This is a genomic window from Rubricoccus marinus, assembly GCF_002257665.1.
Lineage (GTDB): Bacteria > Bacteroidota > Rhodothermia > Rhodothermales > Rubricoccaceae > Rubricoccus > Rubricoccus marinus.
This window is the reverse complement of record NZ_MQWB01000001.1, coordinates 1,089,260-1,113,493: the sequence shown is the minus strand read 5'-3', so window position 1 is coordinate 1,113,493 and position 24,234 is coordinate 1,089,260. Positions and strand designations below refer to the sequence as shown.

Annotated in this window: 21 protein-coding genes; 10 read left to right on the top strand and 11 right to left on the bottom strand. The window is 68.1% G+C overall.

What is annotated here, in order from left to right; all coding sequences use genetic code 11:
* Window positions 1-28: 28 nt before the first annotated feature.
* Genes alr through BSZ36_RS04490 form a run of 3 tightly spaced genes read right to left on the bottom strand, consistent with a single transcriptional unit; the run spans window position 29 to window position 3,040 of the window.
* Window positions 29-1,186 carry an alanine racemase gene (alr, locus tag BSZ36_RS04500; RefSeq protein WP_179271020.1) on the bottom strand — a complete coding sequence of 386 codons (1,158 nt, stop codon included), beginning with the start codon at window positions 1,184-1,186 and terminating at the stop codon, window positions 29-31.
* A gap of 32 nt (window positions 1,187-1,218) precedes the next feature.
* Window positions 1,219-1,812, bottom strand: a complete 594-nt coding sequence (locus BSZ36_RS04495) for a hypothetical protein (RefSeq protein WP_094546422.1) — start codon at window positions 1,810-1,812, stop codon at window positions 1,219-1,221.
* A 7-nt stretch (window positions 1,813-1,819) separates the two neighbouring features.
* Entirely contained in the window at window positions 1,820-3,040 is a 1,221-nt protein-coding gene (locus tag BSZ36_RS04490) for an alanine dehydrogenase (RefSeq protein ID WP_094546420.1), read from the bottom strand.
* Window positions 3,041-3,190: 150 nt separating this feature from the next.
* On the opposite strand from BSZ36_RS04490, the gene BSZ36_RS04485 reads away from it, so the two are divergent.
* Entirely contained in the window at window positions 3,191-5,563 is a 2,373-nt protein-coding gene (locus BSZ36_RS04485) for an acyl-CoA dehydrogenase family protein (protein ID WP_094546418.1), read from the top strand.
* A 114-nt stretch (window positions 5,564-5,677) separates the two neighbouring features.
* Here BSZ36_RS04485 and BSZ36_RS04480 read toward each other — a convergent pair whose 3' ends face one another.
* The gene (locus BSZ36_RS04480) at window positions 5,678-6,127 is read right to left on the bottom strand and encodes a hypothetical protein (RefSeq protein ID WP_094546416.1); all 450 of its coding nucleotides are present in this window, start codon (window positions 6,125-6,127) and stop codon (window positions 5,678-5,680) included.
* A 162-nt stretch (window positions 6,128-6,289) separates the two neighbouring features.
* The gene (locus BSZ36_RS04475; protein ID WP_094546414.1) at window positions 6,290-7,063 is read right to left on the bottom strand and encodes an endonuclease/exonuclease/phosphatase family protein; all 774 of its coding nucleotides are present in this window, start codon (window positions 7,061-7,063) and stop codon (window positions 6,290-6,292) included.
* Window positions 7,064-7,318: 255 nt separating this feature from the next.
* Here BSZ36_RS04475 and BSZ36_RS04470 point away from each other — a divergent pair, with 255 nt between their 5' ends.
* From BSZ36_RS04470 to BSZ36_RS04430, 9 genes are all read left to right on the top strand, one after another.
* On the top strand, window positions 7,319-7,693 hold the full coding sequence (locus BSZ36_RS04470) for a hypothetical protein (RefSeq protein WP_094546412.1): 375 nt from the start codon (window positions 7,319-7,321) through the stop codon (window positions 7,691-7,693).
* 237 nt (window positions 7,694-7,930) lie between these two features.
* Window positions 7,931-8,995 carry a D-alanine--D-alanine ligase family protein gene (locus BSZ36_RS04465; protein ID WP_094546410.1) on the top strand — a complete coding sequence of 355 codons (1,065 nt, stop codon included), beginning with the start codon at window positions 7,931-7,933 and terminating at the stop codon, window positions 8,993-8,995.
* A gap of 54 nt (window positions 8,996-9,049) precedes the next feature.
* Window positions 9,050-10,375 carry a UDP-N-acetylmuramoyl-tripeptide--D-alanyl-D-alanine ligase gene (locus BSZ36_RS04460; RefSeq protein ID WP_179271019.1) on the top strand — a complete coding sequence of 442 codons (1,326 nt, stop codon included), beginning with the start codon at window positions 9,050-9,052 and terminating at the stop codon, window positions 10,373-10,375.
* A gap of 71 nt (window positions 10,376-10,446) precedes the next feature.
* Entirely contained in the window at window positions 10,447-11,046 is a 600-nt protein-coding gene (locus BSZ36_RS04455) for a CIA30 family protein (protein ID WP_218827553.1), read from the top strand.
* Window positions 11,047-11,119: 73 nt separating this feature from the next.
* Window positions 11,120-12,571, top strand: a complete 1,452-nt coding sequence (gene zwf / locus BSZ36_RS04450; protein WP_094546405.1) for a glucose-6-phosphate dehydrogenase — start codon at window positions 11,120-11,122, stop codon at window positions 12,569-12,571.
* Window positions 12,572-12,576: 5 nt separating this feature from the next.
* Entirely contained in the window at window positions 12,577-13,302 is a 726-nt protein-coding gene (pgl, locus tag BSZ36_RS04445) for a 6-phosphogluconolactonase (RefSeq protein ID WP_094546403.1), read from the top strand.
* 117 nt (window positions 13,303-13,419) lie between these two features.
* Window positions 13,420-14,775, top strand: a complete 1,356-nt coding sequence (locus BSZ36_RS04440; RefSeq protein ID WP_094546400.1) for a DUF2851 family protein — start codon at window positions 13,420-13,422, stop codon at window positions 14,773-14,775.
* Window positions 14,776-14,943: 168 nt separating this feature from the next.
* Complete coding sequence (locus BSZ36_RS04435; protein WP_094546398.1) at window positions 14,944-15,978, top strand: polyprenyl synthetase family protein; 1,035 nt, start codon at window positions 14,944-14,946, stop codon at window positions 15,976-15,978.
* A 52-nt stretch (window positions 15,979-16,030) separates the two neighbouring features.
* Window positions 16,031-16,825, top strand: a complete 795-nt coding sequence (locus tag BSZ36_RS04430) for an MBL fold metallo-hydrolase (RefSeq protein ID WP_218827552.1) — start codon at window positions 16,031-16,033, stop codon at window positions 16,823-16,825.
* Between the two features lie 49 nt (window positions 16,826-16,874).
* Here the strand turns inward: BSZ36_RS04430 and BSZ36_RS04425 are convergent, their stop codons facing one another.
* The 6 genes from BSZ36_RS04425 to BSZ36_RS04400 form a co-directional block, all read right to left on the bottom strand.
* Window positions 16,875-17,441 carry an SPOR domain-containing protein gene (locus tag BSZ36_RS04425; RefSeq protein ID WP_094546396.1) on the bottom strand — a complete coding sequence of 189 codons (567 nt, stop codon included), beginning with the start codon at window positions 17,439-17,441 and terminating at the stop codon, window positions 16,875-16,877.
* Window positions 17,442-17,484: 43 nt separating this feature from the next.
* Window positions 17,485-18,141 carry a deoxyribose-phosphate aldolase gene (deoC, locus tag BSZ36_RS04420; protein ID WP_342760089.1) on the bottom strand — a complete coding sequence of 219 codons (657 nt, stop codon included), beginning with the start codon at window positions 18,139-18,141 and terminating at the stop codon, window positions 17,485-17,487.
* A gap of 285 nt (window positions 18,142-18,426) precedes the next feature.
* Window positions 18,427-19,821, bottom strand: coding sequence for a sigma-54-dependent transcriptional regulator (locus BSZ36_RS04415; RefSeq protein ID WP_094546394.1), 1,395 nt, complete (start codon window positions 19,819-19,821; stop codon window positions 18,427-18,429).
* A 199-nt stretch (window positions 19,822-20,020) separates the two neighbouring features.
* Entirely contained in the window at window positions 20,021-21,361 is a 1,341-nt protein-coding gene (locus BSZ36_RS04410) for an acyl-CoA dehydrogenase family protein (RefSeq protein ID WP_094546392.1), read from the bottom strand.
* 232 nt (window positions 21,362-21,593) lie between these two features.
* Complete coding sequence (locus tag BSZ36_RS04405; protein ID WP_094546390.1) at window positions 21,594-23,477, bottom strand: AMP-dependent synthetase/ligase; 1,884 nt, start codon at window positions 23,475-23,477, stop codon at window positions 21,594-21,596.
* 131 nt (window positions 23,478-23,608) lie between these two features.
* Window positions 23,609-24,217 carry a TetR/AcrR family transcriptional regulator gene (locus tag BSZ36_RS04400; protein ID WP_094546388.1) on the bottom strand — a complete coding sequence of 203 codons (609 nt, stop codon included), beginning with the start codon at window positions 24,215-24,217 and terminating at the stop codon, window positions 23,609-23,611.
* Window positions 24,218-24,234: the final 17 nt, after the last annotated feature.

Here is a 24,234-nt window from a genome sequence, read left to right as displayed (position 1 = left end):
CTCTGGCGTTTATCGGCTTACGAGGACGCTACGGGCCGCCAGGGGCTCCGTCTCGCCACGTTCGGGCGACGCGCGGCGCGAGCCCGCAAGTGAGGTCGTAGGAGATGGTGCCTGCGGCGTCGGCCTGGCGGAGGATGTCGGGGCCGCCTGGACCGAACAGGACGGCCTCGTCGCCGACACGGATCGCGCCCGAACCGTGTGGGCGCTCCGTTCCCGGGGCGGACGCCTGGGGCGGGCCGAGGTCCACCATCAGCATGTCCATGCATACCCGGCCCGCGATGGGATACAGCCGCCCGCCGATGCCGACGTGCCCGGAAGATGAGAGCGCGCGCGGCACGCCGTCGGCGTAGCCCGCGGCGAGCGTGGCGATGCGCCGGGCCTCTGGCGCGACCCAGGCGCGGCCGTAGCTCACGCTTTCCCCCGCCTCGACGGTCTGGAGGTGGACGACCCGGGTCGAGAGCCGCATGGCGGGCTTCAGGCCAGCGGCGTCGGCCTCTGGCGCGAGGTCGCCGCTGGAGGAGAGCCCGTAGAGCACGCCACCGGCTCGGATCAGCGTACTAGGTCGGGCAACCTCATGCGTCAACCGGATCAGCGCCGGCCCATTTGCGACGTGGACCGTCAGCGGCGCCAGAGGCCCGAGGCGATCCACGAGCGCGCTGAACGCGCGGAGTTGCTCGCGGGCGTAGTCCAGGTCGCCGTCGGCCGTGGCGAGGTGCGTCCATAGCGCGTCCACCGACACGCCAGGCGCCTCTGCCAGGTACCGCAGCGCCTCGGGCACGGCCTCTGGCGAGAAGCCCAGCCGGTGCATCCCCGTGTCCACCTTCACGTGGCACGCCAGGGGCCCGTGCACGCGCGCGGCTTCGACAACGGCCTCGGCAACCTCTGGCGACGAGACGGTGACGCCCAGCTCCAGGCGGGCGTACGCCGCGAGCGATTCCGCCAGAGGCGCGGCGAAAACGAGGATGGGCACGGTCACGCCCGCCTCGCGCAACTGGACGGCCTCGCCGACCGTGGCGACGGCGAGTTGCTGCACGCCTTCCTCGACCAGCACGTTCGCGACCTGCTCTGCCCCGTGACCGTACGCGTCGGCTTTGACCACGCCGAGGAGCGCCGCTGGCGCCGCGAGGCGGGCGAGCGTACGCGCGTTGTGGCGGATGGCGCCCAGGTCGATGTCGGCTCGGATCACAATTGGGTTCGCCTATGGCGCCAGAGGCAGGGCTACTGAGGCGTGGGGAGGATGCGCAGATGGCTCACCATACCCTCCCACCCAGCGACATCCGCATTGGGAGGCGTCAGGGCAATTATGAGCACGATCCCACCCGTTGCTTCTACAACGCCGAAGTGCATCACCGGCCCCGCCGCCTCCGGCACCTCCGGGTACACCTCTCGGATCGACTGCCACGTGAACGGGTATCCAGAAACTTCGCGCGAACGGCGAGGCTGGATATCGAACCAGTCCTCTGCCTCGGGGTCTCCTTCGCCGCTCATCGCGAACACCATTTGGTCGAGCATCACTTCTGCGAGAGCCTCTGGCGGTACATCGCTCGCCCATTCGTGGGGCACCCAGCTTGGCGAGAAGTAGGTCGAGTCCGCAACGTGGCTGAACAAGAACTCTCCCTGGAGCATTTCGCCGGTCGGCAATCCGGCCTCCCAACCCTCGGGTACGTGGACAGAGAAACGCCCTGTCGCGCTTTCCAAGACGCGGTCCTGCGGCAGCGCCAGAGGCTTGCTGAAACGGGATTGCCCGGCCGCCTCTGGCGAGAACACTACGCCAGAGGCCAACACGGCGAGGAATGCGAGGGCGCGAAGCATGAGGCTGCTAGATGCCGCTGGCGATGAGGAGTTCGATGCCGCGGTGGGACATCCCGAACATCGTCGCGAGGCTCTTTTTGCAGAGGTGTCCGCGGTACACGTACGTGCCCATCTGGAGGCTGGGGCTGTTCCACAGCGCGTCGTTGATGCTCGGCGCGTCGCCAATCTCCATCATGTACGGCGTGAGCACGTTCGAGAGCGCGTAGGTGGCCGTCCGCGCGACGGCGCTCGGCAGGTTGGGCACGCAGTGGTGAATCACGCCGTGCTGGACAAACGTCGGCTCGTCGGCCGTTGTTGGCCGGCTGGTCTCCACGCATCCGCCCTGGTCGATGACCACGTCCACGATCACGGCCCCGTCGCGCATCTTCGCCACGGTCTCCTCGGTCACGAGGACCGGCGAGCGCGTGCCGAGGCCCATCATCGCGCCGATGACGACGTCGGCACGGCGGACGGCCTGACGCACGTACTGCGGGTTGGCCATCGCCGTCGTCACGCGGCGGTCCAAGCTGTGCTCGATGGAACGGAGCGCCGAGAGGTCCGTGTCCAGCACGATCACGTGCGCGCCGAAGCCCAGCGCGGTCCGCGCCGCCCACTCGCCGACGACGCCGGCGCCCAGGATCACGACCGTCGCGGGCGGCACGCCCGAGATCCCGCCCAACATCAGGCCTCGGCCGCCAGCGGTGCTCTCCAACAGGCGCGCGGCCGTCTGCACCGCCATCGAGCCCGAGATCTCATGCATCATCCGCACGATGGGCAGCGTGCCGTCGCGCTCGGCGATGAACTCGAAGCCGATGGCTGTCACGCGCAGCTCCATGAGCCGCTTCAGCATGTCCGGCGAGATCGCGCCGAGGTGCATGGCCGACACCAGCACCTGGCGCTCCTTCATCATGGCGATCTCGTCCGGGCGCGGCGGGAACACCTTGACCACCATGTCGGACTCGCCGTAGATCTGCCCCGCTCCGTCGACGACTTCAGCGCCCGCGTCCGAGTACTCCCGGTCCGAGAAGTGCGCGGCCTCCCCCGCCCCGCTCTCGATGCGGATCTCATGGCCGCTGGCGACGAGGATCCCCGCCGCGTACGGCGCCAGCGCGACGCGGCGCTCCTGGTTGGGCGCCTCGCTCGGCACGCCGATCCGGAGCCGGCGTTGCGCGGTCGAGACCTTCTGCTCTTTCTCCAACGGGAGCAGCGCGACATCAGAGCCGAGGCCCTGGATCGAGGGGAGTTCCATGAGAGAAGCGCACGGTAGAGGGGAGCGCGAAGATACGGCCGGCGAAGTCTGCCTCTGGCGCCAGAGGCCTCTCCATCGGAAACGGATGCCGCAGGGCGGCAACCCGTCCGCCTCTGGCGGGTTGACCCGGAAACCTCTCCCCACACCGAGATGCCCTCGCTTCTGCCCCCCGACGAGAACCCCGTCGCCGACGTTTCGCCCGGCCTCGCCTCTGTCCTCCCCTTTCTCTACGTCGCCTGGGCCGATGGGCTCCTGGCGCCGGGCGAGGTGGCCACGCTGCGAGACCGCGTAGGAACGCTGGACGGCCTAAGCGACGCCGACCGCGACCGCGCGCGTGGCTGGCTGGACCCGCAGAACCCGCCCGACGCCACGACTTACTTCCGCTGGGTGCGCACCATCCGCGAGGCCGCGCCGCACATCCCGGACGCCGCCAACAAAACGCTCGCAGACCTGGGCTGCGAGCTGGCCCGCGTCGCGGGCGAGAGTGACGGCATCGCCGCCACGCCAGAGGCCCGCCAGGCGCTGACGGAGATTGAGGAGGCCCTTGGGCTCTCCACTCGCGAGGTCGTGCGCGATCTCGTGGAGCGCCACCTCCCGCCCCACGCCTCTGGCGATGGGCAGGCAGGCGCCCCGCCCGAGCCGCCGTCGTCATTCGACATTGCGGCGCTGCGCACGGTCGTGGACGGCCCGCACCGCGACATCCGTGACCGCGTTCGCAGCCTCTTGCGTGACCCCGCGTTTACGCGCCCGGACCCCGAGACGCCCGACGACGAGTACCGCGATGTCGTCCTCGGTTGGACGCGGCTTCTGGCGGAGCAGGGCATCGGCGCGCTGGCGTACCCGGAGTCCGCGGGCGGCCAGGACGACATCGGCAAGTTTATCGCGGCTTTCGAGACCATCGGCTTCCACGACCTCGACCTCGTGGTCAAGTTCGGCGTCCAGTTCGGGCTGTGGGGCGGCAGCGTAAACCAGCTCGGCACCGACAAGCACCGCGAGAAGTACCTCCCGGCCACAGGCACGCTGGAGCTCCCCGGCGCCTTCGCGATGAGCGAGCGCCGCCACGGCTCCAACGTCCGCGACCTGCAGACGACCGCCACGTTTGACCGCGAAACGGACGAGTGGATCATCCACACGCCAGAGGAGCGCGACCACAAGGAGTGGATCGGTAACGCCGCGCGTCACGGCCGCATCGCGAGCGTGTTCGCCCAGCTCGTCATCGACGGCGAGGGCTACGGCGTCCACGCGTTCGTCGTCCCGCTGCGGGACGAAAAGGGCGAGGTGCTGCCCGGCATCCGCATCGGCGACAGCGGTCACAAGATGGGGCTCAACGGCGTGGACAACGGCCGGCTGTGGTTCGACCACGTGCGCATCCCTCGCGAGAACCTGCTGAACCGCTTTGCGGACGTCAGCGCCTCTGGCGAGTACACGTCGCCCATTCCGAGCGCGTCGAAACGGTTTTTCGTGATGCTCGGTACGCTCGTCGGTGGGCGCATCGCGGTCGGCTCCGGTGCCAACTCCGCCGCCAAGGCGGGCCTCACGATCGCGGTCCGCTACGCGGAGAAGCGCCGCCAGTTCGGCCCCGCGGGCGGTGAGGAGGTCTTGCTGATGGACTACCTCAGCCACCAGCGCCGCCTCCTCCCTCTCGTCGCGAAGTCCTACGGGCTCAGCTTTGCTCTGCACGATCTGGCGCAGACCTTCGCGGACCTCCCCGCCGGGGGCGACACGCGCGAGATCGAGGCGGAGGCTGCCGCGCTCAAATCCGCCGCGTCCTGGCACGCCACGCGGTCACTACAAGAGGCGCGAGAGGCGACAGGCGGCGAAGGCTTCCGCTGGACCAGCCGCATCGCCTCGCGCAAGGCCGACTCCGACATCTTTACCACGTTCGAGGGCGACAACACCGTCCTCATGCTGCAGGTCGCCAAGGGGCTCCTGGCGGGCTACAAGCAGGAGTTCACCGACATGAACGCTTTCGGCATGCTCCGCTACGTGCGCGACCTCGCCGACGTCCGCTTCGGCGAGATCAACCCTCTGGCGCGGCGCAAAGCCGACGCCGCGACGCTGGCCGACCCGGACTGGCACGCGAGCCTCTTCGAGCGCCGCGAGCGCCAACTCCTCGTCACCGCCGCGCAGCGCCTCAAAGGCCGCATGGACCGCGGCGACGACTCCTTCGAGGCGTTCGTGGAAGTGCAGGACCACCTCCTCACGCTCGCTCACGCTCACGCCGACCGCCTCATCCTCTCGCGCTTCCGGGCCGCGCTCGACGGTGACGTGTCCTCCACAGCGCCCGCGCCCTCTGGCGAGACAAAGCGCGTCTTGGAGCTGGTGTACCGCCTCTACGCGCTGACCACGCTGGAGGAGCGCCGCGGGTGGTACCTGGAGCAGGGGCTCTTCGAGGGCAACGTCTCCAAGGCGATCCGGACGGAGATCAACAGCCTCCTGCACCGGATGCGGCCTCTGGCGAAGGGCCTCGTGATGGCCTGGGGCATCCCGGACGAGGTACTGGCCTCGGACTTGGTGCGGTGACCCCGCCCGCCTAAGGCTCCGCGCCAGAGGCCGTGCTTCTGGCAGTGACCGCTTTGCGAGAACAGGCGTGCGGCAGGTTCTGCACACGACAGACCTGCAGCACTCCCTTCAGCCTTACGAGCAGGGAGTGCCAGCAAACTCCACCAAAAGAGTGCTCCACCCTGCCGACCCAACCATGAGAGTGAGGCGATTCGTTGATCGGCCACTTAGCGTGCCGATCCGTTGCTGGTACCCCTCTCCGGACTCGGCTACCGTCAGGGTCCCGGAGTCAAGACCAACCGACTCAAGCAGCGCTTCGGGAGATGGAAAGCTGACTCCTGAGTTCAGGTGGAACCCGTATGCCTTCCCGTCGCAGAGGTCGACGTCGAGCATCCCTCCTTTCTCCAAGTCGTAGCCCCGGCCGCTTTTGCGTGGGCCCGGGCCGTCAGGCGGAATCGTCAAAAATCGAGGCTCTCCCAGAACGGCGTCGATCTCGCTGGCCGTTTTCCCTAGCAGGCTGTGCAAGTCGACCGAGGAGGCTAGGCCCGTTGCGAGGATTGTTGCGAGAATGAAAGCGCGGATCATCTGGCGAGAGGCATCTATACGTAGCTGTACGCACCATGCCGGGGAATTCTACACGACGCCGTTCATACTACGCCTGCAGCAACGGTATTCCCTACCGCTTGGCCGTCCCCCGGTAGCCCGCATCCGTGCAACTACATCAGCGTGCGCCTCTGGCGCCAGAGGCTATCCCACCACCACGCGTCCCACCAGCGGGAGGTGATCCGAAGCCTGCTTGCTCGCCGCCGTCTCATGCGCGTGCAGGTCGCAGAGGTTCAGACCGCTGGCGTAGGCGCGGTCCAGCGCGAGGACCGGGCGGACGCTCGGCCACGAGGCGGGCCAGCGCTCGTTGTTGTGCCGCTCGGCGTACGCGTCCAGCCCGCGCGAGGCCGGGTTGCGGCGCCACGCGTTCATGTCACCCAAGAGCAGCGTCGGCGCGCCATCGAAGTGGGGGTGTTCCAGGAGCGCCTTCACCTGCCTCGTGCGCGTGCGGTCCATGAGCGCGAGGTGCGTGGAGACGATGCTGATGCGTTCGCCATCGCCGCCAGAGGCCAAACGCACCGCGAGGGCGGCGCGGCGCTCCAATCGCCCGAACGTGAGGTCGATGGCCTCGGCGCTGGCGAACGGGTAGCGTGAGAGAACGGCGTTTCCCAGTTCGCCGCGCTTGTGCATCCGCGTGACGACGAACGCGAGATGCATCCCCATCGCGCGCGCGGCGCGGCGAAGTGGGTCGCGCCCGTCGAACGGCCTTAGGACTTCCTGGAGCGCGATCACGTCGGCCTCCAGTTCCTCCATCACGCCCATCGCGCGCTCCGGCTCGTACTGCTTGCCGCCGCGAACACCCGCCCAGCGGTGCACGTTGTAGGTCGCCACGCGAAAGCCGTCGGTCAGCGGAGGCGGCTCGGCCTCTTGCGGAGGCGCGGCGACGAGTTCGGCGAGGTACGGCGTGGAGATCGGCATCGCGGCAACCAACGACGCCAGAGGCGGGAGGGTCCAGGCGCGCGAGGGAGATGGGGTGTAGAGACGCCCCTTTTGGAGTAGGCCAGGGCGCTCCGTGGCCGCTGGCGCCAGAGGCTCGTCTGGCTATTCGCGGCGGCACGCCGGGCGACGATCCGCCGCCGTGAAGAGAGGCCGAGAACGGTCTCAGCACGAGACCGCCGCACAACCATTTCGGGACAGCCCCGTATTCTGCTACGAACACACCCCACAAACACGATGGACCGACTTCAGTGCAAGGCTTGCGGCTCCACCTCCATGATTCCCATGGAGGTAGATCCCGGAGACGCCGCCGAGTTCGACCTCCAGGAAGAGGAGGCCGAGGCTCGCTTTTTCACCTGCCACGTCTGTGGCGACAACTGGCTTTCCGTCCGCCGCGTGGACCAGAACGACTGCCAGATCACGTTTGTCCACCAGATGGGCTTGCAGCCGCTTCTCAAGCGCGTGGCTCACATGCAGACGCCGGTCATCCTCACCGAGGCGACCGTCGACCGCTGGGACTACCTCATCGGTGACGAGCCCGTGCCCGAGGACGAGTGGCGCGACGAGCTCGACGACCGCCGCCAGGTGCTCCGCTCAATCTGCTCCAACTAGCCAGCGCGGCCCCCGGACTCCGGTCCGGCGGCGCCAGAGGCTCTAGACCGCGAGGCGTGTCCGTTCTGGGCACGCCTCGCCTCGTTTAAGGCGCTGCCCTGCCAGCAGCGGTCCAAGCGCAGCCTCTGGCGATAGCGCCTGGCCTCTGGCGCTCCGCGGCGCGCCGTGCTGCCTGTCGCCAGAGGCGGACCGGGCGCGCACGCCCGTAGTTTCGGCCTTCCCCTCTGCCCCTCCCGGATGCCCCAGCCCCTCCACGTCGGCCTCGTCTACGGCGGCCAGTCCACCGAGCACGACGTGTCCGTCCGCTCGGCCCGCAACGTCCTCGCGATGCTGGGCGACCGCCACCGCGTCACGCCGATCCTCATCACGCGCGACGGCCGCTGGCTCGTCCAGACGCCAGAGGCGCTCGGGGACCCGGCCTCTGGCGACGGGCATCCCGCGATGTTCGCGCCCGAAAGCGAGACGTGCTCGGTCCTCGAAGGCGGCGACGCGATCCGCGAGTTGGATCTCGATGTCGCCTTCCCGATCCTCCACGGCCAGAACGGAGAGGACGGTCGCGTGCAGGGTTTTCTCCATACGCTCGGCCTCCCGTTTGTCGGGCCAGACGTGCTGAGCTCGGCGGCGTGCTGGGACAAGGAGGTCACCAAGCGGCTCTTGGAGCACGCGGGGATTCCGGTGACGCCATACATGACCGTTCGCCGCGGCGACGAGGTCTCGTGGGGGCACCTGACGGAGCAGCTGGGATCGCCCGTGTTTGTCAAGCCGTGCAGCTCAGGATCGTCGGTCGGCGTGACGAAAGTCTCGGCCTCTGGCGAGTTGGACGCGGCGCTCGCGCTCGGCTTCGAGTACGACCGCAAGCTGCTCGTCGAGACCGGCATCAGCGGGCGCGAGATCGAGTGCGCCGTCCTCGGCAACGAAACGCCAGAGGCCTCGGTCCCGGGCGAGATCGTGAGCACGGCGCAGTTCTACACCTACGACGCGAAGTACGAGGACCCGGACGCCTCGCGCATGGAGGTCCCTGCCGACCTGCCGCCCGAGATCGCCGAGACCATCCGCGCGCTCGCGCTGGAGGCCTACCGCGCGCTGGAGTGCGAGGGCATGGCCCGCGTCGACTTCTTCTACACGGCCTCTGGCGAGGTGATGGTCAACGAGATCAACACCATCCCCGGCTTCACCTCGCGCAGCATGTACCCCGTCATGTGGGCGCACTCCGGCGTGGACAACGCCGCGCTCGTCGACCGCCTCGTCGCCCTCGCGATCGAGCGCCACGCGCGAGACGCCGCCGTCCGAACCACGCGGTAGCCTCTGGCGCCAGAGGCGAGCACTTTCTGCCAGTCCCCAACACCCAGTCCCCACGTGGCGTTCTCCACCGACACCCGCACGATCCAGCCCGGCGAGACCTACGTCGCCATCCGCGGCGAGCTGCACGACGGCCACCGCTTTATCCCGCAGGCGATCGAGGCCGGGGCCTCTGGCGTCGTGACCGAGCAGGACGTGGAGGCGCCCGAAGGCGTAGAGGTGACCCGCGTGGAAAGCTCCGTCGCGTGGCTCGTCGAGCAGGCGCGCCAGAGGCTAAAAACCAGCGGCGCGCGCGTCGTCGCGATCACCGGCTCGGTCGGCAAGACGACCACGCGGGCGGCGGTCCGGGCGGTCCTGGACGAGGCGTTTCCGGTCGTGGCGAGCGAGGGCAACAAGAACACGCCGCTGGGCCTCTCGCTTATGATCCTCAACGCCGAGATCAGCGCGGAGACCGTGATGGTGCTAGAGATGGGCGCGCGCTTCGAGGGCGACATCAAAGAGCTGTGCGAGGCGTTCCCGCCCGACGTATCCATCGTCACCAACGTCAAGCCTGTGCACGTGGAGACGTTCGGGAGCATCGACGGCGTGCAGCGCGAGAAGAGCGAGCTCGTCCGCGGCCTCGCACACAACGGCGCGTCCTCTGGCGTGGCGGTCCTCAACGGCGACGACCCGCGCACCCGCGCGATGGCCGACCTCCACGCCGGCCGCACGATCCTCTTCGGCACGTCCGACGGCTGCGACCTCACGCCGGCCTTCGTCACCGCGGACCTGCCCATCCTCGGCGATCACGCCACGATGACCGCCCTCGCCGCCTCTGGCGCGGGCCTCGCGCTGGGCATGACGCCAGAGGCCGTCAACCGTGGCCTCGCGAACATCACGCCCGAGAAGGGCCGCCTGGCCAAGCTGCCTGGACGCAGCGGGAGCACGCTGATCGATGACACCTACAACGCCTCGCCAGACGCGACGCTCGCCGCGCTCCGCGTCCTCGCCGGGCTCCCCGCCACGCGCCGTATCGCGGCTCTCGGCGACATGCTCGAACTGGGCGAGACCGAGGTCGAGCAACACGTCGAAGTCCTGCGGGATGCATTGTCCCACGCCGACCGCGTGGTCGCCGTCGGTAGCATCATGGCGCGCGCGCACGCCGAGATCGGGCCGATGGCGCCAGAGGACGCCGAACGCCTCGTGCACGTCGAGGCCTCTGGCGACCTCGCGGAGCACATCCGAAGCGGGCAGACCGACTGGCCGCGCGAGGGTGACGTGGTCCTCGTCAAGGGATCGCAGGGCGCGCGCATGGAGCGCGTGAGCGAAGCCGTGCTCGCGCCAGAGGCCGACCCCGCCGACGTGCTGCCTCGGCAGACCGAGGCCTGGAAGGCCATCGCGTAGATGGCCGGGGGAGTTCCCGAGGACCCGCGTGCAGAGCACGCGCGTGAGCACGGCCCTCCCCTCTCCCGACCGTGCGCGCTTTCCTCCTCGCTCTCGTCTTTCTCGGCTGCAACGGCGCGGCACCGCCCCCCGACGCCTCGTCGACGCCAGAGGGCCTCTCCCCTCGTGCCATGACAACCGACTCGACGCGGACGCTTTTCGATTTCGACTCGGGCGAGGGCGCTCCGTGGCGCATCGTCAACGACGGCGTCATGGGCGGAAAGTCCCAGGGCTTCTCTGAGATCCGGGACGGCGCGCTGCGCTTTACCGGCACGCTCGTTACCGATGGCGGCGGCTTTACCTCCACGCGTGTGGACCAGCGCATGGACCTTAGCGGCTACGCCGCCATCGAGCTCCGCGTGCGCGGCGGCGGCCGCTCGTTCGAGCTAGACGTGGACGACGGCACGCTGCGCGGCTTCCGGCCCGTCTCCCGCCGCGGCGCGTTTCCCACCTCTGGCGACTGGCAGATCGTCCGCGTCGAGTTCGCCGACCTCCAGACCAGCGTGTTCGGCCAACCCGTGCGCGCCGAGCCTCTGGCGCCCGAGGCCGTCCGCAGCCTCTCGCTCTTTATCGCCGACGGACAGGACGGGCCGTTTGAGCTGGAGGTGGACTGGATTCGCGCCGCGCCGTAGCGCCAGAGGCCTCTGGCGCCGCAACCAATGGCGCCCCTGCGGCATTCGCAGCGCGACTCCCCTCTCCGCGCCCATGACCCCGCACCTTTTCGTTCTCTTCGGCGCCACCGGCGACCTGGCGGCCAAAAAGCTCTTCCCCGCCCTCTACCGATCCTTTGGCGACGCCAGTGGCGTGCGTGTTCTGGGCGTGGGCCGCTCGGACTGGGACGACGCGAAGATTCAAGACGAAGCTGCGGGCGCACTCGTCGAGTCCGGCATCGAGGAGTCCGACGCCCGCGCGTGGGCCGACAAGACGTTGACGTACGCCCGCGTCGAGGCCTACGACGAGTTGGGGCCCGTCTTCGACCGAGCCGATGAGATCGAGGCCTCTGGCGAGACTGAGGGCAACCGCGCGTACTACCTCGCGCTGCCGCCGAGCACCTTCCCAGGGACGATTACGGCCCTCGGCGATCACGAAGCCGACAACGACCGGGCCCCGAACGAGGATGGGCACCAGGAGGGCGGCTGGACGCGGCTCGTGATCGAGAAGCCGTTCGGGAGCGATCTGGAAAGCGCCCGCGAGTTAAACGCCGTCGTCCACGAGCACTTCCGCGAAAAGCAGGTCTACCGCATCGACCACTTCCTGGGCAAGGAGACGGTCCAGAACCTCCTCGTCTTTCGCTTCGCGAACGCGATGTTCGAGAGCCTGTGGAGCCGCTCGCACGTCGAGGCCGTCGAGATCGTCGTCGCCGAGACGAACGACGCCGAGGGCCGCGCGGGCTACTTCGACGGCGTGGGGACCATGCGGGACATGATCCAGAACCACCTCACGCAGCTCTTCGCGCTCACGGCCATGGAGCCGCCCGCCCGCCTGGACGCCGACGGCATCCGGCGCGAGAAGACCAAGGTGCTCACCTCGACACGGGCGGCCTCGCCCGAGCACGCGGTGTACGGGCAGTACGGCGCCGGCGAAGGCAAGGAGGCGTACGCCGAGCACGAAGGCGTGGACGCGGACTCCAAGACGGAGACCTTTGCCGCCGTCCAACTCCACGTCGACAACTGGCGGTGGCAGGGCGTGCCGTTCACGCTGCGGACGGGCAAGCGGCTCAAGGAGCGGCTGACCGAGATCATCGTCACCTTCCGGCGTCCGCCGGTCTCGCTGTTCAACTCCGCCAAGGACGGCTGCGAGCCCTCGCCCAACGTGCTCCGCATCCGCCTCCAGCCCGACGAAGGCTTCCGCCTCTCGTTCGACGTCAAGGCGCCCGGCTCCGGCTTCTCCACGTCCACCCAGCACTTCGACTTCGACTACGCCGACGCCTTTGGCGACCCGCCGGACGCGTACGAAACGCTACTTCGCGACGTGGCCTCTGGCGACACCACGCTGTTCGTCCACGCCGAGGAAGCCGAGCAAGCCTGGCGCATCTACGAGCCCCTGCTGAACGCCGACATGACGCCAGAAGCCTACGCCACCGGCACCTGGGGCCCCCAGGAAGCCGAGCGCCTAGGCTTCACCCTCGATCCCGCCACGCCCTACTCCGACTGCTAACCCCGATGGATATCGACGTTCAGGTCTACCCCCACACCCTAGCCCTCGCGCACGCTTTCGCCGAGGCCACGGCCACAGCCCTCCGCGAAGCGCTAGACGGCGAGCCGCGCGCGACGCTATGCCTCACGGGCGGCTCCACCCCTGAGCCCGCTTACAAGCTCCTGGCGGACGCGGACCTCCCCTGGGACCGCATCCACGTCTTCTGGACCGATGAGCGCATGGTGCCACCGGACCACGAGCAGAGCAACTACGCGATGGCGAAGCGCGCGCTTCTGGACCCCGCGGGCATCCCGGAGTCCAACATCCACCGCATGGACGGCACGCTCCACCCGAAGGAGGCCGCAGAGGACTACGAATCTGTCCTGCACCAGTTTTTCGGCGAGGACCCCGTCGCCTTCGACGTGCTCCACCTCGGGATGGGCTCGGACGCGCACGTGGCCTCGCTTTTCCCCGGCGGCCCTGAACTGGAGGAGTACGACCGCTGGACCGTTCCGTCGCGCGCGCCCGCAGGCACGGAGATCCGTCCCAGGCTCTCGCTCTCGTTTCTCGCGCTGAACACCGCCCGCCTGGCGCTCGTCATCGCCGCTGGCGAGAAAAAGGGCGAGGCCTTCGCCGAGGTTGTGGAGGCGTACGAGTCAGAGACGATCGCGCCGCCGCCTATCGTCCGCGTGCGTCCCGCTGGGGACTTGGTCTGGATGATCGACCGCGCACTCGCCGACGCGGCCTCCTAGACCTCTGGCGGGCAGTCTGCTCTCCATCGTACCGGCCCGGCCTCTGGCGCCAGAGGCCGAGGCTGGAGCGTTAGAGGCGGCGGGGACGAGGGTCTAAGGGGCCACCCTCGCGCCGAAATGCCACGCCCTTCCAGCCCGCCCTCCTCGCGCGTCGCGGAGCCCATCGTGGCCGAGCCCGACGCGCCTGTTTGGCGTGTGCCGGAGGCCGTGATTCAGGACGCCTGGGGCCGCCTCCTGTTCGACACGTCGAACCTCAAAACCACGACGGGCGAGCCGGTCGTCATCCTCTCGCCCGGGCACCTCAACCGCGGCTCGGGTCCGGACTTCTCGCAGGCTACCGTCCGCATCGGTTCGGCGCCAGAGGATCTGCTGTGGGCGGGCGACATCGAGATCCATCGCACGAGCGCGGAATGGAACCGCCACCGCCACGGCGAGGACCCCGCGTACGCGCGCGTCGTCCTGCACGTCGTCCTCTCGCCGGATCACACGACGGGCACGCTTACCCGAAGCGATGGGACCGGAATACCCGAGTTGGTGCTGCTGCCGCACTTGGACCGCTCGCTGCGCGCGCTCGTCCACGACTTCCACGCGCAGCCGGTTGGCCTCGTGCCGTATTGCAGCGAGCGGTGGGGCGCAGTCCCGGAGTCCCAGCGGCGGGCATTCGTCCGCGAGACGGGCGTGGAGCGGCTTCGGATGCGTGCGCAACGTCTCGCGAGGGAGTACGGGCGCTCTCCCAGCCCCGAGCGGCTCCTGATCCAAGCGCTCTTTCGCGCCCTGGGCTACGCCCCCAACGCCGACGCGATGGAACGCCTGGCGCGCCGACTCCCGCTCCAACTGGTGCGGAGCCTGGACGCGTACGACGACATCTACGCGCTCCTGATTGGGCTCGCTGGCCTGGCGGACACCCGCTTTTTCAGCGAGGACTTCGGCGACCGTTTTGCAAGCCTGGCGAGCGCCCACGCCCTTCCCCGCTCCATGGCGCCAGAGGCCTGGCGTCACGGCGGGCGTCCCGCCAACGCGCCCCGGCGGCGGCTTGCCCAGGCGGCCGCGCTCCTCAGCGCTGGAGGCCTCTTGCGCGACGAGCCTCTGGCGCAACTCGGCGACGCTCTCGCGGCGGAGCAGCCTGTCCAGGCTCTCCGCGAGCGGATCCGAGCCCAGGCCGTTGAGAACGTGCCCGGAATTGGAGCCTCACGCGCCGACGTGATTCTCGCCAACGCTGTTCTGCCCGTTTTGTACCTCGACGCCGAACTCCGGGAGGACCACGCCGCCGAAGCTCACGTGCTCGCGGCCCTCGACGCACTCCCGCCGGAAAGCGACCGCATCACGCGAGCCTTCGAGGAAGCGGGCTTGGAGCCCACGTCGGCGCTCATCTCACAGGGGATGCACCAACTCGCCGAGGCGTACTGCGAAGAAGGACGGTGCGCCCGGTGCGCCATCGGTGTGCAGCTGTACCCGGCTCTCGCAGGCGTCTAGGCCCCTAGCGTGCGCAGACGCGTCGGGGACGGCGCCAGAGGCGGTCGCGAGCACAGGTCCTGCCCATCTCGCCAGCGGCATCCTCCATGAAAACAGTGGGAGGCCTCTGGCGGAGCAACAACGAGACCGAGCGGGAGTACGAGCTTTCAGTCCAGAGTGAAAGTTCAGATGCCCGCGACCCTCAGCGCTCCCCCCTTCTCGCCAGAGGCCTCGGGCCTCTCCGGCGTCACGCCGGTCTCGCTGGCGCAGATCCGCGAGCCGGTCGAGGCGCCGCTCGCCACCTTCCGGGATCACTTCCGCGACGCGATGCGCTCGGACGTGACCATCCTGGACCGCGTGACGCAGTACGTGCTCCGCCGGAAGGGGAAGGAGATCCGGCCGACGCTCGTGCTGCTCGCCGCCGAGATGTGCGGCGGCGTGCGTGAGGAGAGCTACACGGCCGCCGCCCTCGTCGAACTGCTCCACACTGCTACGCTCGTGCACGACGACGTGGTGGACGAGGCCGAGACGCGCCGCGGCGTGCTCGCCATCCACCGCCGCTGGAAAAACAAGGTCGCCGTCCTCTTCGGGGACTACTTGCTCAGCCGCGGTCTCCTCCTCGCGCTAGACCACAAGCAGTACGCCTTGCTCCACACCATGTCCGACGCCGTGCGCCGGATGAGCGAGGGCGAGCTGCTCCAGATCGAGACCGCGCGCAAACTGGACATCACGGAGGAGACCTACTTCCGCATCATCGGCGACAAAACGGGCTCTCTGATCGCGGCCTGCCTGGCCGCTGGCGCCGAAAGCGCAGGGGCCGATGAGGCTACGGCCGACCACGCGCGCACGATCGGCGAAAAGCTCGGCCTCGCCTTCCAGATCCGCGACGACCTCTTCGACTACGACAGTTCGAACACAGGGAAGCCAGCCGGGCTGGACCTCCAGGACCGCAAGATGACGCTTCCGCTTATCGCTGCGTTGGAGCTCGCGCCAGAGGCCGAGAGCGCGCGCATCATGCGCATCGTCAAAAAGCGCCGGAAGTCGCCCGGCAAGATCCGCGAGGTCGTCGCGTGGGTGCACGCCTCTGGCGGCGTCGCCGCCGCGCGGGCGCGGATGGAGCAGTTGGCGGGAGAAGCCGCCGACGGCCTCCGCACGTTCCCACCGGGCGAAGCGCGAGAGGCGCTGATCGGTCTGTGCGCCTTTGTCGTCGCGCGGAAACGCTAAACGCAAGGGGCCTCCGCGTCGGTAGGTTCAGGGCACGCTTCTGCCCCCTCCCGTGACGATCCACCTCCTCGGCACCGGCGCTTCCGTTAGCGACGTCGACCGTACGACCACCATGCTCGCCTTCGAGGAGGCCGAGCAGTTCTTCCTCGTGGATTGCGGGGCCGACGCCGCCCGCGAGCTCGCCCGCGCCGAGCTTGACCCGACGCGCTTGGAGGCGATCGTGCTCACGCACGAGCACCCAGACCACGTCTCCGGCTTCGCGCTTCTCATCGAGAAGATGTGGCTGCTCGGGCGCCGCGAGCCCATTCCGGTCTATGGCCCCGCCAGCGCAATCCAGGTGGCCCAAACCTGCTTCGGCGCCTACGCGACGGACCGTTGGGAAGGCTTGCCGGCCCGCGAGTACCACGAGATCCCGATGGCCTCTGGCGAGCTCGTGTTCGAGACCGACGCTTTCCGCGTCACCTCGTCACCCGTGGATCACCCCGTCCCCACTGTCGGGCTCCGCGTCGAGACCACCTCTGGCGCCATCGCGGCGTACTCCGCCGACACGGCCAAAGTCGATGCCGTTGTAGACCTCGCCAGAGGCGCGTCGGTTTTGGTCCACGAAGCAACTGGGCACCTTCCCGGCGTGCACGCCTCGGCCGAGGAGGCCGCCGAAACGGCTCGCGATGCGGGGGTCGACCGCCTCTTGCTCGTCCACATCCCGCCGGGCTGCTCCGACGACGACCTTGTGACCGCGCGCTCCATCTTCCCCCACACCTCGTGGGGGCATGACGGCCAGGCTGTTTCCGTGCAGTCCTCCGAGGCGGCGCCTCTGGCGCCAGAGGCCCGGTCGATCCCGCTGTAGCGTTCTGCACGCTGCTTGGTGAGCGCTTGAGGCGCCTCGCGAACCGAGACTAGCGAACCGTCACGCGGTCCGGCACGATAAACGCGTTGCCGTACTGGCGGCGCACAAACTCTAGGGCGTCATCGGCGTCCTCCTGGAACTCGAAGGCGCCGACGCGCACGCGGTAGTACGGCTGCACGTAAGCGACCACGATTTCCAGGTTGCGCGGCGCGCCGGGACGGTTGCGCGCGTCGCGCCACCACGCCGCCGCGGCGTCCCGGATGCGCTCGGCCGATTGACGGTCCTCGCTGCGGCCGATGTGGATCCGAAAGCCTTCGACCTCGCGTGGCTGGCCCTCGTTGGTGGGAGCGGCCACGGTCCCCGGAAGCTGAACCGTCCCCTCCATTGTCCGCGCCGGAACATCGTGCTCGATCGTCACGCGCGGAGGCGGCTCAGCGTTGTACGCCGACGGGTCAAAGGTCTCGTAGCTCGGGAATCCCGCGACCGGGGCTTCGGGGCCCGCGTCGGGCCCGTCTCCGCCGTCAGCGATAGGCCCCGAGCCGGAGCACGCCGCGAGTACGGGGAGCAGCGCCAACAGCGCGAGAGAACGGAGGGTGCGACCAGCGAACGTCGTCATCGTGTGTACCGTGGGTGGGGCCTCTGGCGAACGCCGCGCGGCGCTAGTACGACGCGTCGGACGTGAGGCCTTTCAAGATAGCGACCCCCGCGCTCGCTCCGAGCCGCGTCGCGCCGCTTTCGACCATGCGGTAGGCGTCCTCAGCAGAGCGGATGCCGCCAGAGGCCTTCACCCCCATCCCCTCGCCCACCACGCGTCGCATCAGCGCCACGTCTTGCGGCGAGGCGCCGCCAGAGGCGAACCCGGTGGAGGTCTTGACAAAGTCCGCGCCCGCGTTCTGCGCGAGCACGCACGCGATCACCTTCTCCTCGTCGGTGAGGAGCGCCGTTTCCAGGATCACTTTTACCGTCCGGCCGCTGGCGGCCTGGACGACGGCGCGGATGTCCGCCTCGACGAGGTCGTACTGCTCGCTCTTCATCCGCCCGATGGCAAGCACCATGTCGATCTCCTCGGCACCGTCGCGGACGGCCTGCTCCGTCTCAAACGCCTTGACCGGCGTGCGGACGGACCCGTGCGGGAAGCCCACAACGGTGCAGACCTTCGACGGACGCCCGCCGAGTTCCTCCGCAGCGACGGGCACCCAGACGGGGCTCACGCACACGCTCGCAAAGCAGTATTCGCGGGCTTCGGCGCACAGCTCGCGGATCTGCGCCTCGGTCGTGTCCGGCTTGAGGACCGTGTGGTCGATCAGGCGCGCGATGGGCGGCGCGAGCGCACACGCGTCCGCGTTTCCAGTCTTGTCCGCGCGCAGGCCGAACCGGCTCGCGCCAACCCCGACCATCGTTTCCAGCGCTTCCCCCAGCGCGGTCCGGGCGGTTGAGTCCATCCGCTGCGCGCCGTTTCCGGTGAGGCGGGAGATGAGGTCGTCTTTCTGAGCGTCGGTCACGGGAGCGTGGCAGTGCAGGTGTGAGCGTGCAAAATGCGACGCCGCAGGAGCGGATGGAGCACGGAATCGAAGAAACCGGAGCGCCTCTGGCGCCAGAGGCTAGGCCGCGAGCGCCTCGACCTCCTCGTCCAAGTTGTACTTCTTGCGCTTCTCCCAGAGCGTCTTTTTCGAGATACCGAGCACCTTGGCGACCTCGGAGAACGGTGCCTTCATCTCCGCCAGCGTGTGGCGGATGTAGGCGTGCTCGAGGTCCTCCAGGCTACCCCGCGAGCGGAATTTGAACGCGTCGCTATCGTCCTCCGGCGCGGCGAAGGCGTCGGACTTGAGGAGAATGAGGTCAGACGCGTCCAGCGTGGGCGTCTTGGCGAAGATGAGCGCGCGCTCCAGCACGTTGCGGAGCTCGCGGACGTTGCCGGGCCAGTCGTGGCCTTTGAGAATCTCCTCCGCCTCTGGCGTGAAGCCCTCGAACGGCTTGTGGAACTCCGTGGCGAAGCCGGCGGCCACCTTCTCCGCGATCGTGACCGCATCGTCGCCCATGCGGCGGAGCGGCGGGAGTTGCAGCGTGACCACGTTGATGCGGTAGAGGAGGTCCTTGCGGAACTCCTTTTCGGCGACGCGCTCCTCCAGCTTCGCGTTCGTAGCACACACGATACGCGTGGACACCTTGATGTTCTCGGTCCCGCCGAGGCGCCGGAACTCTCGGCTTTCCAGGAAGGAGAGCAGCTTGGCCTGCAGCGGCAGGCTCATCGAGTCGATCTCGTCCAGGAACAGTGTGCCACCGTCCGAGACTTCCAACAGGCCCGGCTTGGCCGCGCGGGCATCGGTAAACGCGCCCTTTTCGTAGCCGAAGAGCTCGGACTCCAGCAGGTTGTCTGGAAGCGCGGCGCAGTTGATCTCCATGAACCGCCCACTCGCCCAGCGCGATTCGTAGTGGATGGTCTGCGCAACGAGGTTTTTGCCCGTCCCCGTCTCGCCACGTACGAGGACGATTGTGTTCGGGATGTCCTTGAGCGTCTGGATCGTGTCCCGCACCTCCTGCACCTCATCGCTCGTGCCGATGATCTTGGAGACGGAGTTCTTCTTTTTCCGCTCGCGCTTGATCTCCTGGAGCTCTTGCTTGTCGGAGTAGAGGTCGAGCGCTTTGGAGAGCAGCGCCCGCATCTCCTCCAGGTTGACCGGCTTCTGGAGGTAGTGGAAGGCGCCCATCCGCATCGCCTCCACGGCCGTTTGCACGCTGGAGTGTGCGGTCATGAGGATGACCGGGATCGTGATGCCCTTGTCGGACAGCGCCTCCAGGAGCTGCATTCCGGACACGTCCGGCATCATGAGGTCCGTAAGGACCAGGTCTGGCGGGTCCCCGGAGTCCAGTGTGTCCAGAAAGTCCGAGGCTCGCGTGTACGCCTGGACGGCATAGCCGTCGCGCTGGAGCACTTTGGCGAACAGGTCTCCGATCTTCGGGTCGTCGTCAACGACGACGATGTGCTTCTGGCTCATCGGGCGGTGTGGCGGGGGAAGGAGACACCAAGAGCTGATGATGTTACGAATCGTAACGACTGCGCGCCAGAGGCGGCCATTGGCGCGGCCGCCTCTCCACCGCTCTACTACCTCTGGCGCCAGAGGCGGCGTCCTACCTCGCCCTCACCCCCGCCAGAGGCGGAATGCGCCTCTGGCGGGACCACTCGCGCGCCAGAGGCTACACGAACGCGCTGATGCCGGTCACCTCGCGTCCGACGATCAGCGAGTTCACTTCGTTGGTGCCCTCGTAGGAGTAGATCGCCTCCGTATCGCAGAAGTACCGCGCAACGTGGTTCTCCAGCAGGATGCCGTTACCGCCGTGCAAATCACGCGCAAGCGCGACCACGTCGCGACAGCGGGCAGCGGTGTACACCTTCGCGAGCGACGCCTGGGCGTCGGTCATGCGGCCCTGGTCCTGGAGCTGGCTCAGGCGGAGGCACATGCTCTGGAGCGCGGTCACGTTGCCCAGCATGTGGACCAGCTTGTCCTGGATGAGTTGGAAGCTCGCGATGGGCTTGCCGAACTGCATCCGGGTGGTGGCGTAGCGCTGCGAGCGCTCGTACGCGCCCATCGCGCAGCCGACCGCCTGCCACGCGACGCCCGCGCGCGTCAGGCGTAGGACCGTCGCCACGTCTCGGAAGGAGTTGGCGTTCTGAAGCCGGTCGCTCTCGGGTACGCGGCAGTCGGTAAGCGTGATGAGTCCGTTTTCGACGGCGCGAAGCGCCACCTTCCCGCGGATCTTCTCGACGGAGTAGCCAGGGTTCTCGGGCGCTCGCACGATGAATCCCTTGACCTGGTTGTCCTCCTCGTCACGCGCCCAGATCACGACCAAATCTGCGAACGTGGAGTTGCCGATCCACTTTTTCTGGCCGTTCAAGACCCACTCGTCCCCCTCGCGGCGGGCCGTGGTGGTGACGCCGCCAGCGATGGCGCTACCCACGTTGGGCTCGGTCAGGCCAAAGGCGCCGATCACGTCCCAGTTGCGCATCTTGGGGAGCCATTCTTGCTTCTGCTCCTCGCTGCCACACACGAGCAGGCTCTGCATCGCGAGGCCGCTGTGGACGCCGAAAAACGTGGCGGTGCTGACATCGACGCGCGCCAGTTCCATCGTGAGGAGGCCCTCCATCACGGAGCCGTTGGGCTCGCGAGAGGTGAGGTCCTTGCCGTAGACCGGCGTCAGCAGGTCGAGCTTGCGGAACCCCTCGCGTAGCACGTCGACGGGGGTCGAGTCGCGCAGCCAGTAGTCGTTGATGATGGGCTCGACTTCGCTCTCCATAAACGAGCGGAGGTCGGCCATTTTGCGGCGGTGCTTCTCCTCGATCAGCCCGTCAATGTCGAAGTAATCACCGTCGGGCTCCGGCGGCGTGTACGACTCGCCAGAGGCCGGCTTTTCCAGCGCTCGATACGAGCGCGCGACCTGGGCCTCGTCCATGCTGTCGTAGGCGGCGGCGAGGCGGTCCAGGTCGACGCCTCTGGCGGCGAGGCGGTCGAGGGCATCGGAGGTGGGGGGCGCTTCCATGGGTCAGGAGGTGGGTTTCGGGTTGGATGCCGAGGCCGTGGCAGCGTTCCAGGCAGGCTCCGGGGAGACCGTGGAGTCTCGGTGGGTCCGGTACGGAGCCGCCTCTGGCGAGCAGGTGGCCTCTGGCGAGCAGATGGCCTCTGGCGAGCGAGGGCATCTCACGCGCGGGGGCCATACAAAACCGCCCCGCCGGAAATCTCCCAGCGGGGCGGCTTGCTCAGGCGCCAGAGGCTCAGGCGACGGCCGCCACACCGTGTCCGTTGCCGCTCACCTTGGCCGCGTACATCTTCTCGATCTGGTTGTCGTACGCCTCGCCAACCTGCCGGCGCTTCACCTTCATGGTGGGCGTGAGGAGCTCGTTCTCGACGGTCATCAGTTCGGAGACAAGCGTGAAGCGCTGAACCTGGGTCCAGTGGTCCATGCCCTTGTTCGCGTTCGCTACGAGGTCCTCGTAGTGGCGGAGAACCTTCGGGTCCTTGAGCAGCGCCTCTTCCGAGGCGGAGGCGTCCACGCCGTTGTGCTTGGCCCAAATCTTGAGCCCGTCGATGTTCGGGAAGAGCAGCGCGGTGCAGAACTTCTGGCTGTTGCCCACGACGACGGCCTGCTCAATAAGCGGGCTTTCCATGAGCGTGTTCTCGATGGGCTGCGGGATCACGTACTTGCCCGTGGAGAGCTTGAAGAGCGCCTTTTTACGGTCGGTGATCTTGAGGAAGCCATCGGCGGTGAACTCCCCGATGTCGCCGGTGTGGAACCAGCCGTCGGCGTCGATCACCTCGTCGGTTTTGTCCTGGGCCTTGTAGTAGCCCCTCATCACGTGCGGCCCACGGGTGAGGATCTCTCCGTCCTCCGCGATGGCGACCTCGACGCCCGGGATGGGCTGTCCCACCGCTCCCGCGCGGTTGTTGGTAGGGGTGTTCATCGTGATGACGGGACTGGTCTCGGTAAGCCCGTACCCTTGGACGATGGGAATCCCGAAGGCCGTAAACGAGCCGGCGAGATCGGCGCGGAGCGCGGCGCCGCCAGAGGCCACGGTTTTGACCCGCGTGAGCCCCAGCTTCTCGCGCAGCTTGGAGTACACCAGCTTGTCCGCGATGGCGTGCTTGATACCGCTCACGTCGCCGCCCGGTTTGGAGATGTCGTACTCGCCAGCGAGGTCCAACGCCCAACGCCCGATCTTCTGCTTGAGGCCTGTGGCCTCCATCACGCCGAGGTTGACCTTGTCGTAGACCTTCTCGAGCACGCGCGGCACCGTCGAGAACATCGTGGGCCGGACCTCGGCGAGGTGGCCGACGAGTTGATCCGGGTTGGAGAAATAGAGCTGGTGCCCCCACGCGACGTGCGCGATCGTCAGCGTCCGCGCAAAGATGTGCGTCATCGGCAGGAAGGTGATGATCACCTCCTCTTGGTGGCCGAGCGCGCCGAGGGTGGGCAGCGCGGAGCAGACGTTGGACGAGATGTTCTCGTGCGTCAGCATCACGCCCTTGGGCTGCCCCGTCGTGCCGGACGTGTAGATCAGCGTCGCGAGATCCTGCGCGTCGATCTGGTCGCGGAGCTCGTCGGGCTCGTTGGGTGCGTTTTCCCGCCTCTGGCGTCCCTTGGCGCGAAGCGCTTCCAGCGTCGTGAGTTCAACGCCGTCGGGAAGCGAGGCGCCAGAGGCCTCGCCCTCGGCGAGAACCACGAGCTTCACGTCCGGCACCTGATCTGCCCAACTCGCGAAGTTGGTCAGCATCTCCGCGTTGCTGATGATCATCGCCTTGGCCTCAGCGTGCGTGGTCACGTACACCAGGTTTTCCGGCGCGTACGTCGTGTACAGCGGCACGTTGACGAGCCCCGCGATGAGCGTCCCGAAGTCGCACATCACGAAGTAGAGATCGCTGTCCATGAAGAACGCAATCCGCTCCCCACGGCTCATCCCGTGTTCCAACAGGCCGAGCGCGATCTCGTCCGCAGCGTCGAGGATCTCGCGGTTCGAGTATGTCTTCCACCCGTCGCCATCCGGCTGGTTAAAGGCTTTGGGGTTGGAATACCGGTCGACCGCCTCGTCGAAGAGCGCGGGCAGCGTGGTGTCCAAGACGATGGTCCCGGACGAATCGGCGGGGGCGGTGTAGATCTGCATAGGGTGGCGGGGCCGAGGAAGTGGAATGAACGTACGGTTAACACACAGGCTCCCGCACGGCCGAAGTAGCGGCCTCTGGCGCCAGAGGCGCGGGGACCGAACGGAGCTTAGACGGTCAGGGGCCTCAGCCGTTACGCGCGGAAGGCCCGGACGGTCCGAGCTAGCGCGGCATCGGTGAAGGCATCGGCGGCGAGGCGGACGTCGATGCGCTCGGCGAGACGGAGCGAGACGAGGCCGTGGAGCGATGTCCACAGCGCGTGCGCGGCGACTTCGGGCGTGGGCTCGGCATCCAGCACGGACGCCTCGGCGCCAGAGGCCAGCACGTCTTCGAAGAGGTCCAGATTGCGACGCGCCCGACGGTAGTCTTCGGCGGGGAAGCGCGCCATCCGCTCCGGGTGGAGTTGGAACATCACCTCGTAGAGTTCGGGGTTGTCCAGGCCGAAATCGACGTAGGCGCGGCTCAGCGCCGCGAGGCGACCGACCGGATCGCCTGCGGGGTCCGCTGCTTGCAGCGCTCCGAACAGGCTCCGCATTCCCTCCCCGATCAGTGCGTGGATCAGCGTGTCCTTGCTTTCGAAGTGGAGGTAGATGCTCGTCGCGCTGCACCCGACGCCGTCCGCGATTTTGCGCATGGACAGCTTGGGGTACCCTACATCGATGAGCAGGCGCCGCGCTTCGTCGAGGATGGACTGGCGGAGATCGGCGCCGGTGGCGGCGCGCGTAGGAGCGATCGGAGGCATAGCGGTAAGGTAGCAGC

Excerpts from the sequence above, each read along its gene's own strand:
- BSZ36_RS04400 (WP_094546388.1), bottom strand. The coding sequence starts at position 24,217 with ATGCCTCCGATCGCTCCTACGCGCGCCGCCACCGGCGCCGATCTCCGC.
- zwf (WP_094546405.1), top strand. The coding sequence starts at position 11,120 with ATGACCCCGCACCTTTTCGTTCTCTTCGGCGCCACCGGCGACCTGGCG.
- BSZ36_RS04495 (WP_094546422.1), bottom strand. The coding sequence starts at position 1,812 with ATGCTTCGCGCCCTCGCATTCCTCGCCGTGTTGGCCTCTGGCGTAGTG.
- BSZ36_RS04475 (WP_094546414.1), bottom strand. The coding sequence starts at position 7,063 with ATGCCGATCTCCACGCCGTACCTCGCCGAACTCGTCGCCGCGCCTCCG.
- BSZ36_RS04435 (WP_094546398.1), top strand. The coding sequence starts at position 14,944 with ATGCCCGCGACCCTCAGCGCTCCCCCCTTCTCGCCAGAGGCCTCGGGC.
- BSZ36_RS04405 (WP_094546390.1), bottom strand. The coding sequence starts at position 23,477 with ATGCAGATCTACACCGCCCCCGCCGATTCGTCCGGGACCATCGTCTTG.
- BSZ36_RS04410 (WP_094546392.1), bottom strand. The coding sequence starts at position 21,361 with ATGGAAGCGCCCCCCACCTCCGATGCCCTCGACCGCCTCGCCGCCAGA.
- BSZ36_RS04480 (WP_094546416.1), bottom strand. The coding sequence starts at position 6,127 with ATGATCCGCGCTTTCATTCTCGCAACAATCCTCGCAACGGGCCTAGCC.
- BSZ36_RS04440 (WP_094546400.1), top strand. The coding sequence starts at position 13,420 with ATGCCACGCCCTTCCAGCCCGCCCTCCTCGCGCGTCGCGGAGCCCATC.
- BSZ36_RS04490 (WP_094546420.1), bottom strand. The coding sequence starts at position 3,040 with ATGGAACTCCCCTCGATCCAGGGCCTCGGCTCTGATGTCGCGCTGCTC.
- BSZ36_RS04470 (WP_094546412.1), top strand. The coding sequence starts at position 7,319 with ATGGACCGACTTCAGTGCAAGGCTTGCGGCTCCACCTCCATGATTCCC.
- BSZ36_RS04465 (WP_094546410.1), top strand. The coding sequence starts at position 7,931 with ATGCCCCAGCCCCTCCACGTCGGCCTCGTCTACGGCGGCCAGTCCACC.
- BSZ36_RS04415 (WP_094546394.1), bottom strand. The coding sequence starts at position 19,821 with ATGAGCCAGAAGCACATCGTCGTCGTTGACGACGACCCGAAGATCGGA.
- pgl (WP_094546403.1), top strand. The coding sequence starts at position 12,577 with ATGGATATCGACGTTCAGGTCTACCCCCACACCCTAGCCCTCGCGCAC.
- BSZ36_RS04425 (WP_094546396.1), bottom strand. The coding sequence starts at position 17,441 with ATGACGACGTTCGCTGGTCGCACCCTCCGTTCTCTCGCGCTGTTGGCG.
- BSZ36_RS04485 (WP_094546418.1), top strand. The coding sequence starts at position 3,191 with ATGCCCTCGCTTCTGCCCCCCGACGAGAACCCCGTCGCCGACGTTTCG.